12 protein-coding genes are annotated in these 14,521 nt (G+C 52.3%); 3 read left to right on the top strand and 9 right to left on the bottom strand.

The features are described 5' to 3' along the window. Nucleotides 1-47: 47 nt before the first annotated feature. Nucleotides 48-1,436, top strand: coding sequence for an SPFH domain-containing protein (locus tag ABT58_RS11465; RefSeq protein WP_047874552.1), 1,389 nt, complete (start codon nt 48-50; stop codon nt 1,434-1,436). 87 nt (nt 1,437-1,523) lie between these two features. Here the strand turns inward: ABT58_RS11465 and frdD are convergent, their stop codons facing one another. From frdD to frdA, 4 genes are read right to left on the bottom strand one after another with little or no spacing between them, the layout of a single operon-like run. Then, on the bottom strand, nt 1,524-1,886 hold the full coding sequence (gene frdD / locus ABT58_RS11460; RefSeq protein WP_047874551.1) for a fumarate reductase subunit FrdD: 363 nt from the start codon (nt 1,884-1,886) through the stop codon (nt 1,524-1,526). 10 nt (nt 1,887-1,896) lie between these two features. Then, nucleotides 1,897-2,280, bottom strand: a complete 384-nt coding sequence (gene frdC / locus ABT58_RS11455; RefSeq protein ID WP_047874550.1) for a fumarate reductase subunit FrdC — start codon at nt 2,278-2,280, stop codon at nt 1,897-1,899. A gap of 2 nt (nt 2,281-2,282) precedes the next feature. Next, nucleotides 2,283-3,023, bottom strand: a complete 741-nt coding sequence (locus ABT58_RS11450; protein WP_047874549.1) for a succinate dehydrogenase/fumarate reductase iron-sulfur subunit — start codon at nt 3,021-3,023, stop codon at nt 2,283-2,285. Further along, on the bottom strand, nt 3,023-4,831 hold the full coding sequence (gene frdA, locus ABT58_RS11445; RefSeq protein ID WP_047874548.1) for a fumarate reductase (quinol) flavoprotein subunit: 1,809 nt from the start codon (nt 4,829-4,831) through the stop codon (nt 3,023-3,025). Before frdA ends, ABT58_RS11450 begins: the two co-directional genes overlap by 1 nt. A 611-nt stretch (nt 4,832-5,442) precedes the next feature. Between frdA and epmA the strand changes: the two genes are divergently transcribed. Continuing rightward, a complete protein-coding gene (epmA, locus tag ABT58_RS11440) occupies nt 5,443-6,414 on the top strand; it encodes an elongation factor P--(R)-beta-lysine ligase (RefSeq protein ID WP_047874632.1) in 972 nt (323 codons plus the stop codon). 436 nt (nt 6,415-6,850) lie between these two features. Here epmA and ABT58_RS11435 read toward each other — a convergent pair whose 3' ends face one another. The 5 genes from ABT58_RS11435 to rsgA all read right to left on the bottom strand — a co-directional run bounded on the left by ABT58_RS11435 (nt 6,851) and on the right by rsgA (nt 13,689). Next, on the bottom strand, nt 6,851-7,576 hold the full coding sequence (locus ABT58_RS11435; RefSeq protein ID WP_047874547.1) for a carbonic anhydrase: 726 nt from the start codon (nt 7,574-7,576) through the stop codon (nt 6,851-6,853). 307 nt (nt 7,577-7,883) lie between these two features. Then, entirely contained in the window at nt 7,884-9,767 is a 1,884-nt protein-coding gene (locus ABT58_RS11430; protein ID WP_047874546.1) for a methyl-accepting chemotaxis protein, read from the bottom strand. A 245-nt stretch (nt 9,768-10,012) separates the two neighbouring features. Further along, nucleotides 10,013-11,428, bottom strand: coding sequence for an SLC13 family permease (locus ABT58_RS11425; protein ID WP_047874545.1), 1,416 nt, complete (start codon nt 11,426-11,428; stop codon nt 10,013-10,015). Nucleotides 11,429-11,563: 135 nt separating this feature from the next. After that, nucleotides 11,564-12,448, bottom strand: coding sequence for an archaetidylserine decarboxylase (asd, locus tag ABT58_RS11420; protein WP_047874544.1), 885 nt, complete (start codon nt 12,446-12,448; stop codon nt 11,564-11,566). Nucleotides 12,449-12,636: 188 nt separating this feature from the next. After that, on the bottom strand, nt 12,637-13,689 hold the full coding sequence (gene rsgA / locus ABT58_RS11415) for a small ribosomal subunit biogenesis GTPase RsgA (RefSeq protein WP_047874543.1): 1,053 nt from the start codon (nt 13,687-13,689) through the stop codon (nt 12,637-12,639). A gap of 140 nt (nt 13,690-13,829) precedes the next feature. Here rsgA and orn point away from each other — a divergent pair, with 140 nt between their 5' ends. Next, entirely contained in the window at nt 13,830-14,375 is a 546-nt protein-coding gene (gene orn / locus ABT58_RS11410) for an oligoribonuclease (RefSeq protein WP_047874542.1), read from the top strand. The last annotated feature ends 146 nt before the right edge of the window (nt 14,376-14,521 follow it).

Here is a 14,521-nt window from a genome sequence, read left to right as displayed (position 1 = left end):
GTTGGCGAGATAACGACAGTCATAAGACAAATAACAATGGTGAGAATATGGATATGAAGCCAGAAGTACAAACGACGCTGAAACGGCGGGTGTCATTGCCCTTGGTGGGCGGGATTTTAGGCTTGGCGGCCATCGGTGGCTTGGTCAACCAGTCTATTTTGATGACCGATGCCGGTTATACCTATGTGCATCAAAATAACGTGACCGGCGACTTGGACGTGTTTAATCAGCCGGGCATTCATTTTCGTATGCCGTTCCTGTCGAAAATTACCCAGTACGATCAGGTGATCACGGTTTCATACGGTAATACCACCGGCGAGGACTTCTATCAGCGCCTGCCAGCGATTCAGGTACGCTTTGCCGATACCTATATCGGGGAGATCCCGGTGACCTTCCGCTTTAAGCTGTCGCAGGATCCTGACGCGATCATCAAGATGCATCAGGAATTTCGTAACAACAGCAACCTGATTGATGCGCTGCTGGTGAAAAACGCCCGTAACGTCACGGTGATCACCGCGACCCAATACACCGGGGAAGAGTTCTTTCAGGGCGGTCTGAACCAGTTCAAATCCAAGTTGGGCGATCAGTTGCGTGACGGCATTTACATGACCGAGCGCCGCCAGGTGGAAGTGGAACAAATCGATTTGGCGCCGGTCGGGGTGAATCAGTCCAACTCTAATCAGCTCCAACGCACCCAGCAGCTCGTATGGAAGACGGTGCCGGTGTTGGATAGGCAGGGTAAACCGATTCGTCAGGATAACCCGCTGAGCCAGTACGGCATTGCAGTGACACAGGTGACCATTGGCGATCCGGTGCCGGAAAATCAGCTGGATAAGCTGCTCACGGACAAGAAGCGTTTGGTAGCGGATCGTATTCGCGCCATTCAGGAGCAGGAAACCTCCAAAGCCCAGGCGGAAACCGAGCAGTTACGTAAGGAGATTCAGCGTACCCGTGAAGTGCAGGATGCGCAGCGAAACAAAGAGCTGGCGATTATCTCGCAGCAAAAAGAGGTGGAGATCGCCCGTCAGATCGCCGAGCGTGAAATCGTCGAAGTTGAGAAGAAAAAGCGCCTTGCGCAAGTCGATAAAGAAAAAGAGCTGGCCATCGCCGAGGCCAACTTAGCCATCCAAAAAGCCAATGCGCTGTCGGCAGAGTACGAAGCCAAAGCCATTCTGGCCAAGGGGCGGGCAGAGGCGGAGATCCTCAAAGCCAAATATGATGCTTATGGGGCGAACCGGGATGTGTACCTGGCGGAGCTCAATCGTGACGTATCAACCGCGCTGTACAGCAACCTGAAGAACTACCAGATTGAGATGCCGAAGAACTACTTTGGCGGCACGGAAGGCAGCAAGCTGACCACCAATTTGGATGTGATCACCGGCTTTGGCGCACTGGGCATTGTGGAAAAAACAGAGAAACTGACCGCTGGCGAATAGCGTTTTCGGTGATCAGAAACGACGCTAAATGGCAGGCAAAAAAAAGCACCGCGCTGAGCGGTGCTTTTCTATTGGGGGAACCGGCAATTAGATCATGAATACGAAGATCACAGCCAGTGCCGATACCAAGAAGGCCGTTGCGTAACACGCCACTTTGCCCGCTGTACCGGTGTGGAATTTCAGATCGTGCATACCGTGGTGTAGGCGGTGCATCGCATGCCACATTGGCAGCGCCAGTGTCGCGATAGTGAACAGGGCACCGATGATGCTGGTCACGAAACCAGACACACGCTCGTAGCTCATGGCGTCAGCGTCTAGCATGCCCAGTGGTACCATGATACCCAGTACTAGCACAGTCACAGGGGTTAGCATTGCAAACCATGTACCGCCAGCACCAAACAGGCCCCACCATACTGGTTCATCGGAACGCTTAGGATTTAGATTGACCACAATGCTCTCCTTAAACAAGTACTAGAACGAACAGTGAAATGGCAGCAACAGCAGCCCACTGTGCAAGAACGATGATTTTCTTATCAACCGCTTTGCCTTTCAGTTTGATAGGCATAACTTGCGGCATCATGCTGAAGAATGTCTGTGCATGGAACAGGCTACCTGCCAATGCCAGAATGTTCAGAATGATCACAACTGGGTTGGCCATAAACTCTAGCCAGCCTGCCCATGCTTCAGGGCCTTTCACTAGGCTGCCAAGACCGAAGGTCAAACAGATAGTGAAGAAAATCAATGGCAGTACAGTTGCTTCACGCACCATGTAGAAGCGGTAGAAAGGATGATCTTTCCACCATGTGCGAGTCATTTCGCGAACGTAAGGTTTACGGTTGCTCATCCTTATGCCTCCTGAGGTTTCAGCATAGCAATAACGAAATCTTTAGACGATTCCACTTTGCCTTGGTTAACTGCTGCTGCAGGATCTACGCTCTTCGGACACACTTCAGAACAGTAACCTACAAATGTACAGCCCCATGCACCGTTTTCACCGTTGATCAGCTTCATACGCTCATCAGCACCGTTGTCACGGCTATCTAGGTTGTAGCGGTGTGCCAGTGTCAGTGCAGCAGGACCGATGAACTCAGGGTTCAGGCCGAACTGTGGACACGCGGCGTAACACAGACCACAGTTGATACAACCTGCGAACTGCTTGTACTTCGCCATCTGTGCTGGCGTTTGGTTGTTTGGACCGTCTTCAGGCTTACGATCGTTACCGATGATGTACGGCTTGATCGCTTCTAGGCGCTCGATGAACGGTGTCATGTCAACGATCAAGTCTTTCTCGATAGCAAAGTTAGACAGTGCTTCGATCTTCAGACCGTTCGGGTAATCACGCAGGAAGGTCTTACAAGCCAGTTTTGGCACCTTGTTAACCATCATGCCGCACGAACCACAGATTGCCATACGGCAAGACCAGCGGTAAGCCAGATCTTTATCTAGGTTGTCTTTGATGTAGCCCAGTGCATCAAGCACAGACATGGTTTCGTTAAACGGTACTTCAAAAGTTTCAAAGTACGGTTTTGCGTCTTTGGCTGGGTCATAACGCAGAATTTCTACTTTCTGAATGCGATTGTCTGACATTATGCCTGCTCCTTCTGTTGTTGCTCAGCGGCTTCTTTTGCTGCCGCTTCTTCAGCTGCTGCACCGTACAGACGGGCTTTAGGCTGAGATTTAGTGATGGTCACGTCGCTGTATTCAATGCGAGGTGCATCGTCACCGTTGTAGAATGCCAACGTGTGCTTCAGGAAGTTCACGTCATCACGCTCTGTGCAGCCTTCGTCTAGACGCTGGTGTGCACCACGAGATTCACGACGGTTGATTGCAGAGTGTGCCATCGCTTCTGCCACTTCTAGGCCGTAACCCACTTCGATGGCGTACAGAAGGTCAGTGTTGAACACTTTGCCTTTGTCTTTGATGCTGATGTTCTTGAAGCGCTTACGCAGTTCAGTCAGTTTCTCAACTGTTGCTTCCATCAGATCTTGCTGGCGGTAGATACCACAACCCGCTTCCATGGTGTGACCCATTTCAGTACGGATATCAGCCCAGTTTTCGTTACCTTCTTGTGCCAGTAGGGCATCAATACGGTCTTGAACCGCTTGCATCTGCTCAGCCACTGCGGCGTCGTTCCAGCCTTGGAATTCTGCTGCACGTTTCGCTGCGCCTTCACCTGCCTGACGGCCGAATACCACAAGCTCAGCCAGTGAGTTAGAACCTAGACGGTTTGCGCCGTGCAGACCGACAGATGAACACTCACCAACAGCAAACAGACCCTTGATACGGGTTTCGTTGAACTTGTCAGTTTCGATACCACCCATGGTGTAGTGTACGGTTGGACGAATTGGAATCGGCTCTTTCGCTGGATCCACGTTCACGTACGCTTTCGCCAGTTCACAGATGAACGGCAGACGCTCGTGCAGGTATTCTTCACCCAAGTGACGTAGGTCTAGGTGTACCACATCACCCAGTGGGTGCTTGATGGTGTTGCCTTTCTGTAGCTCGTGCCAGAAAGCCTGAGACACTTTGTCACGAGGACCCAGTTCCATATATTTGTTCTTTGGCTGGCCAACAGGTGTTTCTGGGCCCATGCCGTAGTCTTGCAGGTAACGGTAGCCGTTCTTGTTAACGATGATACCGCCTTCACCACGACAACCTTCGGTCATCAGGATACCTGTACCAGGTAGACCGGTTGGGTGGTACTGAACAAATTCCATGTCACGTAGTGGTACGCCGTGGCGGAATGCCATTGCCATACCGTCGCCCGTTACGATACCGCCGTTGGTGTTACAGTTGTACACACGGCCTGCACCGCCTGTTGCAAGTACAACAGACTTAGCTTTAATGCATACCAACTCACCTTCAGACATGTGGATAGCCACAAGGCCTTGTACTTCACCGTTGTCTACGATCAAGTCGACTACAAAGTACTCGTCGAAGCGTTTGATTTGTTCGTATTTGATAGAGGTCTGGAACAAAGTGTGTAGCATGTGGAAGCCGGTTTTATCCGCCGCAAACCATGTACGCTCTACTTTCATCCCGCCGAAACGACGTACGTTCACTTCACCGTTTTCTTTACGGCTCCATGGACAACCCCACTGTTCTAGCTGGGTCATTTCACGTGTTGCGTTTTCTACGAAATATTCGACAACGTCCTGCTCACATAGCCAGTCACCACCGCCAACGGTATCGTTGAAGTGGTTGTCTAGGCTATCTTCATCCTTGATGACAGCGGCGGAACCACCCTCTGCCGCTACAGTGTGTGAGCGCATTGGGTACACTTTAGAAATCAGTGCAATTTCCAAGTCTGGGTTTGCTTCTGCAGCCGCAATAGCAGTACGCAGGCCGGCACCGCCAGCGCCGATTACAGCGATATCTGTGGTAATAGTCTTCACAGCTATCCTCCGAAGGTAAGACGATAAAATTTAAAAAAGTACGCCGCAGCGTACTTATCCTTGAAATCCTGAGGGGTATTTTATGCAACTGGCCCGCGAGAAAATATGATTTAGACGCAGCTTTTTTAATGAAACAGCCCAAAAGTGTAAGGTTATTACAAAAAATGTGATTATTGTCACAAGGTGTGATGTTTTTTGCTTGTTAATTAAACGAAATAAAATGTTTAATTTGTTTCTGGCGCATTAATAATGTGTTTCGTGTTTTGCGGCTAACTCACTAATTAAAAAAAGGTTATTGGTAATTATCCCGTGTGGAATGTGGCTTTTTGTGGTGGTTGTGTCTTTGGTGTGATTTCTGTGTTAATAATCGGTGTGTTTTTACGGGTTGGTTTGCTGGTTTTTTGCGTGCAAATTGATCATTTATTTTCATAATTCATCATAACCGTGATGCGAAAAATGCGTAAAACATCTTTTATGTGTCACAGCGGTTATTTGTGTGAAGGGGAGAGGGGGAAGAAAAGCGTGGCGGGGCTGCCTTGGCTGTGTGGCGGAAGGCAAATTTGCTAGAATGGCCCCTCGTATTGAACAACCCATGAAAGATGAACCCAGTGATGACAACTCAGTGGCAACCAACCGCCAGCATTGCGCAGCTCAAGCAGCGTGCCGCAACCCTTGGCGCAATTCGACGCTTTTTTGCTGAGCGTGAGGTGATGGAAGTGGACACGCCGGCGATGAGTCAGGCGACGGTCACGGATATTCACCTGCATACCTTCCAAACCCAGTTTGTCGGTCCGGGCTATGCCCATGGTCAGACACTGTATTTGATGACCAGCCCGGAATTTCACATGAAGCGCTTGCTGGCCGCCGGCAGCGGGGCGATTTACCAGATCTGTAAATCCTTCCGTAATGAAGAGTCAGGCCGTTACCATAATCCGGAATTCACCATGTTGGAGTGGTACCGTCCGGGGTTTGATCATCATGCCCTGATGGACGAGATGGATGCCTTGCTGCAGATGGTGCTTCTGTGTGGCGCCGCAGAGCGTATGACGTACCAGCAGGCGTTTCTGAGCGTATTAGGCGTGTGTCCGCTGGAAGGGTCGATGGACGCATTGAAGCAGGCGGCGGGTCCATTGGGCTTGTCGGATATCGCGGATCCGGAAGAGGATCGTGATACCTTGCTGCAATTGCTGTTCAGTATCGGGGTGGAGCCGAAAATCGGCCAGCAGGTACCGGCATTTGTGTATGACTTCCCGGCGTCACAGGCGGCACTGGCGCGTATTAACCCGCAAGATCCTCGCGTGGCAGAGCGTTTTGAGGTGTATTTCAAAGGCATTGAGCTGGCGAACGGCTTCCATGAGTTGTCTGACGGCGATGAGCAATTACGCCGCTTTGAAGCGGACAATCACAAGCGTGAGCAGATGGGATTAGCCCCACAACCGATTGATTTGCATCTGGTGAATGCCCTGCGTGCAGGCTTCCCGGACTGTGCGGGCGTCGCATTGGGCGTGGATCGATTGATCATGTTGGCGCAAGGTTTCGATCATATTGATCAAGTCACGGCCTTTCCGATCGAGATCGCGTAATTAACGCGGGTTTTCGATCATTGAGGCAAAAAAGCGCGGCAATCATGCCGCGCTTTTTTTATCTCGTTTTTTCGATCCCGCTTTTCGCTGCTTGCCGGCAGAGAAAAGGGCACCGTGGGCTCAGACGATTGGCAATCATTGTCGCAACTATTGTCGCAATCGGGTCTGAACAGCGGCCATATTGCTGGGGGAACAGCGTATTTTTTCCATTGCAGACAATCCACAGGTTAGGATTCCAAGGCGTCTTATCGCAACGGGTCAAAGGATAATCAAAGCGCTGATTAAATGCAAATGATTATCAAATGTAATTCGTTCGCATTTGTTGCATTGCTGCGGGAAATGTCATGCGCCGAATGCGTGGATCGTGTCAGATCATTTTCTTGTGAAATGATCCGTCTTTCTGGCGCATGACAACGTGGCGTGAGGGCGACGGCCCTTATTCTAAGACCAGACGCGCATTAAGCGGTTGCAGCGGACGTGCATTGTTCCCCATCACTTTATGCAGGGCGTCGGTTTGGGCTTGTGTGGCAGCCTGCGGCTCTTGCATCACGAACCAACGTACCCCTTCGCTACACGGTGGTGTGGTCAGCGATCCATTAAAGCGGTAGTACTCGCGGTCACGCGGCAGCAAATCGGCCGGGTTAAAGGTGCTTGCCAGGGCGGTGGTGTGATCTTTTTGCGGAATGGTCGCCAGAAGCGCATTAAAGGCTTCGTTACCACGCGGGCCGACTTCAAACATGGCCCCGATCACGGCGAGCTGGCCCTTGCTGTTGGCATGCACGAAATGCACTTCCAGCGGGTACTGCTTGCCTTCAATGTAGTTTTCCGAAGGGGTGTGGAAGTGGAATTGCTTTAGGGTGAAGGTGTCGCCATCGACAGTGAGGGTGTTCTTACCGCTGACGTTAGCCTGAATGGTGTGGCCGTTGTTCACGACTTCTGTGACTTTGCCTTCGTAATCAAGTTGCAGGGGCGCCAATTCGGCTTCGGTTGGGTTTTTGATATCAATCGGTGTCTGGTTCACCCCTTCACCACAGGTGGCGTACATCGCGCCCCAGTGTTCTACCCCGTGTTCGCCTTTATAGCTCCACTCGGCAGCGTGTGCTGCACTTGCGCCGCAAGCCAACAGGGCCAGTGCGACCGCACGTAGTGTGTGTGTTGCCATCTTTCTTCTCCTTACGGTGTTATGGTGGGTCTGATGGATGCTGTTAAAGGCATATACCCAAGCGCACGGAGAGCGGCGGCATGGTCGCGCCGCGTGCCATACGCTTGGGTATATGCGTTTATGGTATCGCGTTTACCAAGTAAGATCTGACAAAAGGCGGTCAGAATTCTGTCTCGCTCGCAGGATGCGGACGGGGAGTTCGTATGGTGCAGGGGATTTTGCGAGGCAGGTAATAAGGGTGAGCGGGATAAGTGGCAGGCAGATAAAAAAACAGCCACCGAAGTGGCTGTGAGCAGTATGTATAGCGTTAGATGGTAAAGCGGGACACATCTTCACGCATGGTGTTAGCAGCGTGGAACATGTCACGGGCGCTTTGGGTCGCTTCATCGGTTTGCTGTGCCAGGTGATCCGACACGTCTTTGATCGCCTGAGTATTACGGCTGATGTCTTCACTTACCGCACGCTGCTCTTCGGCCGCGCTGGCGATTTGGGTCGCCATGTCAGAGATCTCAGTGATCGCTGATGTGATGTGGTTCAGACGCTCACTGGCCGCTTCGGCAAAGCCCACGCTCTGATCCGCCAATCCGGTGCTGGCCTGCATGCTGTCCACCGCCTGACGGGTGTTTTGCTGCAGGGTATCGATCATGCCACGGATTTCTTCTGTCGAATCGTGAGTACGCTGGCTCAGTACACGCACTTCATCGGCCACGACCGCAAAACCACGGCCTTGTTCACCGGCACGGGCTGCTTCAATCGCCGCATTCAGTGCCAGCAGGTTGGTTTGCTCCGCAATGCCCTGAATGGTTGACAGAATGTGGTTGATGTTCTGCGCGTTGCTTTCCAGTTCGTGGATCACGGCGGCGGCATCTTGTACCTGATGCGCCAATTGGGTGATGGCATCACGGTTCTGGCCGATCACTTCTTGCCCTTCGGCACACGCATTGGTCGACGCCTGCGCAGCGGAAGCGGTCATTTCAGCATGGCTGGCCACTTCTGCTGAGGTCGCTGACATCTCGTGGATCGCAGTGGCGATTTGGTTGATGTCGTTTTGTTGCTCGCTCACTTTCTGGGTCGACAGCTCGGTCTGCTGGGCCGACATTTCAGCCTGCTCACTCAGGGTGTTTGACTGTGCCACAATGCCTTTGATCATGGTCTGCAGCTGGGCCAGGAAGCGGTTCATGTGATCCGCCAGCTCGCCGATCTCATCCATACGCTCGACCTCGATACGCTGGGTCAGATCGCCACTGCCTTGCGCCAGTTGTGCTACCGATTCACTCAAGCGTGTCAGTGGACGCAGCAAGCTGTTGATAATGAAGGTCGCAATGAGAGAAATCACGATGTACAGCGCAATGGACGCCAGCAGGACAAAGCGCATTTGCTCACCAATTGAGGCGTAAGCCAGCGTCTTGTCTTCGACCAGGGCCAGTGTCCAATCGGTACCGGCAATCGGTGTGGCGTAGATCAGTTTTTCCTGACCGTCGCTGTCGAGTACGAAGGTGTTGATGTTTTGGCTGCTTTCCATCTGCTTCAGCAGACTGGCGGTAAGCTCACTGTCGAGGGCAGTCAGTGGCTTTTGCGTCAGTGACTCATCGCGGTACGCCACGATCTTATTATTGCCATCCACCAGGAAGGCGAAACCGGCGTTATCCAATTTCAGGTTAAGCACGCGATCAATGATATTGGTGATGGTTAAATCTGCCGCCAATACGCCTTGATATTCTCCCTGAAAGGCTTTGGCAAAACTCACAACCATGCTGCCGTCAAAATCCAAGTACGGTTCAGTCAGGATCAGTGTGCCCTTACGCATGGCATCTTGATACCAAGGGCGGGTGCGAGGGTCGTAATCCGCTGGCCAGTCTTCACTCTTGTCACCGTAGGCAAACGAGCCGTCGTTGTAACCGGCGTATACAGACAGGAAGTGACCGGCTTTTTTGGTCAGTAGCAGTTCACGATCGACATTGGCATGCTGGGCGATGTCAGCTTGGTTGGCTTGTAGCATGTCGCTACGCGCGGTTAGCCAGTCAGTGATATTGCGGCTGGTGGACTCACCCAGGCTGCGCATTTGGCTGCTGACTTCATGGGTGGTTTCCTCCGTCAAGCGGGTGATGGACACCCAGGCTTGTACAGCACTGACGGTCGCAATGATCGCCGCAATGGCGATCTGAATTTTAAGTTTGATGGTTAACGTCATGTTGTCTCTCTTGGATCACGCCACTTCAGGGAAAGTACTGATCCGGCAGGATGGAAAAGCTGGCGCCACCAAATATGCCGCGCCAGTATATTTTTCTATCGGCAGCAGCAAAAAATACCTTAGCAATAGTTAACTAGATGCAGAGTGTTTTTATGAGATGAGAATATGTAAGTGAGTCATTGCTTACAGGGAATAGAGTGCGCGGGCTGGCTGGGTGCCGCCCGCGCGGAGGACGTTACAACCTTTTAAGAGAGTAAAAGGGCGCCGAGGTAGACCACACTCAGGCCGACAATCCCGATCACGACCCCGGTTTTGGCCATGTCTTTGCTCTCAATCAGGCCGGTCGAGTAGGCCAGTGAGTTCGGCGGTGTCGATACCGGCAGGATCATGCCCAGTGACGCCGAGAAGGCCACCACCACAAGCACGCCTTGCAGGCCGCCCATCGACGCCAGGCTTTCCATCGAGGCTGCTACCGCTGCCGCAATCGGCATAAGCAAGTTTGCGGTCGCGGTGTTGGACATGAAGTTTGCCATCACCCAACAGATCATCGACAGGGTCAGCACCACAGCGATTGGCGACAGGCTGTCGTAATCCACCGAGTGCGCCAGCGCCGCCGCCAGACCGGTTTTATCCAGCGCCAGACCAATGGCGATACCCCCGGCAACCAGCCACAGCACATCCCAGTTGATCAGCTTAAGCTCTTCCTTGCCCATGATCCCGGTCAGGGTGAATACCGCCAGCGGAATGATGGACACCACATAGGTGTTCATGCCGTGCAGTGAGGTGGTCATCCACATCAGGATGGTCACGGCGAACGTCACATACACCACAATGGCCTGCCAGCTTTTCTGGAACTGGCCTTCAAGCTTAAGGGTCATGTGGCTCTGGCTGGACGGAAACAGTTTTTGCAGTAACCACCACGCAAAGGCGAGCTGGAAAATCACGAACGGCAGGCCGAGCATCATCCATCCTAAGAAGCTGATGGCGTTATCACCGGTCAGGTACTGCAGGGCGATGGCGTTAGGCGGGGTACCAATCGGGGTGGCGATGCCCCCGGTATTGGCGGCGATCGGAATACACAGCACCAAGGCTTTGATGCCGATGTCACCTTTGGGTACGGACGCCACAATCGGTGCCAGCAGGGCCAGCATCATCACCGTGGTGGCGGTGTTTGACATGAACATTGAGAACACCGCAGTGATCAGCATCAGGCCAAGCATGATGAATTTCGGTTGGGTACCGAAGGGTTTGAGCAGGACGCGGGCGAGGTTGTTATCGAGTTCGTATTTGGAGGCGGCAATGGCGAGGGCGAAGCCGCCCATAAAGAGGATGATGATTGGCGAAGAGAAGGCCCCAAATATATCGGTATATTTGAGCACCTCGCCCATCTCATGCCCTGGCGGCGGCGTTCGGAATAAGTGAAGGCCTTTATCGGAGATCATGATCAGCTCTAAGGCGATGATCAGGATCGACGTGGCAAAGACCGGCACCGGTTCCAGCACCCAGAGCAGGGCGGCAAGGGCAAAAATGGCTAACAGCCGGTGTTGGGTTAAGGTCAGATCGTCGATAGGAATGGCATCGATCGGCAAGGCTAAAATGCCGAGCGGGATCCCAAACGCGATCAGCAGTTTGAGTAGCTGAGACAGTGATATTTTTTTCATAGTATGTAGGTTTGCTTCAATGATTGGACTGTCCCCAGCATACTGTGAGTGTGGTTAATATTTCCTCGATATGGTCAATATTTCCAACGAAAAAAGGGCGCCTGAGCGCCCTTTTTGTTTAAAAATGTTAACTACTTACGCTTCTGGCTGCGTGGTTGTGCTCGCTTGCTTGGCGTAGGCCGAACCCATGCGGGTTGGCTGACCAGGTTCTAGGCCTTCCACAAACGCAATGGCGTCTTTGGCAAACAGGTTGATCACCGTGGAGCCCAACTTAAAGCGGCCCATCTCTTCACCTTTTTTCAGTGAAATGGCTTGTTCACCTTCTGCCGGGTAATTCCAGACATGCAGACGTGGGCTGCGAGGTGGCGTGATGGTGCCAGCCCAGACGGTTTCGATGCTGCCAACGATAGTCGCGCCAACCAATACCTGTGCCATCGGGCCGTAAGCGGTATCAAAAATACACACCACACGCTCGTTACGGGCAAACAGGTTAGGCACGTTCTGTGCGGTCAGCGGGTTCACGGAGAACAACTCACCTGGCACATAGATCATCTGACGCAAAGTACCGTCACATGGCATGTGCACGCGGTGGTAGTCTTTCGGTGACAGGTACAGGGTCGCGAAATGGCCGTCATTAAACTCAGCCGCCAGTTCCGCATCGCCCCCTAGCAGTTCAACCGCTTCGTAGGTGTGGCCTTTGGCTTGGATCAGTGTACCGTCAGTGATCGGGCCTAGTTGACTCACGCAGGCGTCTGCCGGATGACACAGGGTGTCTGCCTCTTCATTGATAGGACGCGCGCCGTCTTTTAGCTCACGAACAAAGAAGTCGTTGAAGGTAGCGTAAGCCGCTGGATCCGGGTTACGTGCTTCATTCATATCAATGCCGTACTGGCGGATGAACCAGCGGATTACCGCAGTGGTCAGTTTGCCGGCTTTCCATGAGGCCAGCTTACCAGCGACCTGAGTCAGAGTTTGTTTTGGCGCGCAGTATTGCAGGCCGATTTTGAAATTATCGTGCACAGTATCGTTTCCAGAAACTATCAGTCTATCAACAAGATTTATTCATCGCGTTAACCCCGCATCATACCTAAGTTGGGGCGGAAAGTCAGTGTGTCTGGCGGTGAAAGCACAGCCATCACTGACGCTGTCATCACGCGATGAAATTCATGATGGTATTACGCCATCGTCGGGTAATGCATTACCCGCACTTAATCCGGTTTGTTGCGTGAAAACTGACGGTTAGCGATATTTTCCGACATGCTTTCAATAATACGGTGGTAGCTGTCATAACGCTCTTGGGCAATATGACCGTCTTCGACCGCTTCACGAATGATACAACCCGGATCGTCGCCGTGCTTACAGTCGCGGAACTTACAGCCGCCCAAGTAATCACGGAATTCCACAAACGACTCCGTCACTTGTTCCGGCTCAAGGTGCCACAAACCAAACTCACGCACCCCTGGGGAATCAATCAGATCGCCGCCTTCCGGGAAGTGGTACAAACGCGCCGCCGTAGTGGTGTGCTGGCCCAAACCGGAGTTTTCAGACACATCACCGATTTCCGCATCCACCTCTGGCATCAGGCAATTCACCATACTGGATTTGCCCACACCGGATTGGCCGGCAAAAATGCTGATGTGGCCTTTCAGATCGTCTTTCAGCGCGTCCATACCTTCACCGGTGTCGGTGCTGACATAGCGCACCTGGTAGCCGATATCGTTGTACAGCGACAGCGTCTTTTCTACCTGCGCGCGGGTATCGGCGTCCAGCAGATCGATCTTGTTCAGCACGATCAACGGCGCAATGCCCAGTGTTTCAGCGGCAATCAGGTAGCGGTCAATGATGTTCAGTGACAGCTCTGGTAATACGGCTGAGACGATGATGATCTGGTTCACGTTAGCGGCAACGGCTTTGACACCGTCGTAGTAGTCAGGGCGGGTAAGCATTGACTCACGTTCGTGCACGGCTTCTACCACACCCGCGATCCCTTGCAGGGTTTCCACCCCCGGACGCCAGACCACGCGGTCACCCGACACCAGACTCTTGATGCTACGACGCAGGTTGCAGCGGTGAATGATCCCGGTTTCAGGATCTTCGACATCAGCGTGCTGACCGAAGCGAGTGATCACTAACCCTTCACGGGCAGATTCCAGCAGGGCTTCATCCCATTGCACTTCGTTTTTGTCACGCTGTAGACGTTTATTTTGGTTAGAGCGTACGCGACGGCTCTGACCTTTGGTAAGCTTTTTCTGTTTGGCCACAAGAATATCGTTTCGTTAAGTTGGCTTACGGTAAAATACCTGCGCTAATCGGTCGATTGAGATGACAGAGGATCAGCATCAGACATTAGCGGCGTTTGGTATTATCATACATGGTTTACTCATAGAATAGGCAATATCCGATGACGATCAGCGATAAGAACCTTATCTGGATTGATTTAGAGATGACCGGGTTGGATCCAGAAACCCATCAAATTATTGAAATAGCCACTATCGTGACGGATGCTGAGCTAAACATTTTAGCGGAAGGGCCGGTACTGGCGATCCATCAGTCGGAAGATGAACTGGCGAAGATGGATGACTGGTGCACCAACACCCATACCAACAGCGGGCTGGTGGCACGTGTGCGCGAAAGCCAAGTCGATGAAGCCGAAGCCGTGCGTCAGACGATTGCCTTTTTGGAGCAATGGGTACCGAAAGGGGCATCACCGATCTGCGGTAACAGCATTGGCCAGGATCGCCGTTTCTTGTACAAGCACATGCCGGAGCTGGAACAATACTTCCACTACCGTTACTTGGACGTGAGCACACTGAAAGAGCTGACTCGCCGCTGGCAGCCAAGCGTGTTAGATGGCTTTAGCAAGAAAGGCAGCCACTTGGCGCTGGATGATATTCGCGATTCCATCAGTGAATTGCGCTACTATCGTGAGCAGATTTTCAAAATCTGATGATAAAATAGGCGGTTGCAGCGAAGTTCACAGTTTTTTCTCCAGAATTGTTGCATCCGTCAATTTTCCTCGTATAATGCGCAGCCTCGAAAGGCAATTATTATTTTGTTTTGCTTTTCAATAATTCGGACGCGGGGTGGAGCAGC

The organism is Photobacterium aphoticum (assembly GCF_001029435.1).
Classification (GTDB): Bacteria; Pseudomonadota; Gammaproteobacteria; order Enterobacterales; family Vibrionaceae; genus Photobacterium; species Photobacterium aphoticum.
The sequence above is the reverse complement of the archived record's forward strand: the minus strand, read 5'-3'. Positions and strand labels throughout refer to the sequence as shown.

Coding starts and splice junctions, on each gene's coding strand:
- ABT58_RS11465 (WP_047874552.1), top strand. CDS start 48: ATGGATATGAAGCCAGAAGTACAAACGACGCTGAAACGGCGGGTGTCA.
- frdC (WP_047874550.1), bottom strand. CDS start 2,280: ATGAGCAACCGTAAACCTTACGTTCGCGAAATGACTCGCACATGGTGG.
- ABT58_RS11450 (WP_047874549.1), bottom strand. CDS start 3,023: ATGTCAGACAATCGCATTCAGAAAGTAGAAATTCTGCGTTATGACCCA.
- epmA (WP_047874632.1), top strand. CDS start 5,443: ATGACAACTCAGTGGCAACCAACCGCCAGCATTGCGCAGCTCAAGCAG.
- ABT58_RS11435 (WP_047874547.1), bottom strand. CDS start 7,576: ATGGCAACACACACACTACGTGCGGTCGCACTGGCCCTGTTGGCTTGC.
- ABT58_RS11430 (WP_047874546.1), bottom strand. CDS start 9,767: ATGACGTTAACCATCAAACTTAAAATTCAGATCGCCATTGCGGCGATC.
- ABT58_RS11425 (WP_047874545.1), bottom strand. CDS start 11,428: ATGAAAAAAATATCACTGTCTCAGCTACTCAAACTGCTGATCGCGTTT.
- orn (WP_047874542.1), top strand. CDS start 13,830: ATGACGATCAGCGATAAGAACCTTATCTGGATTGATTTAGAGATGACC.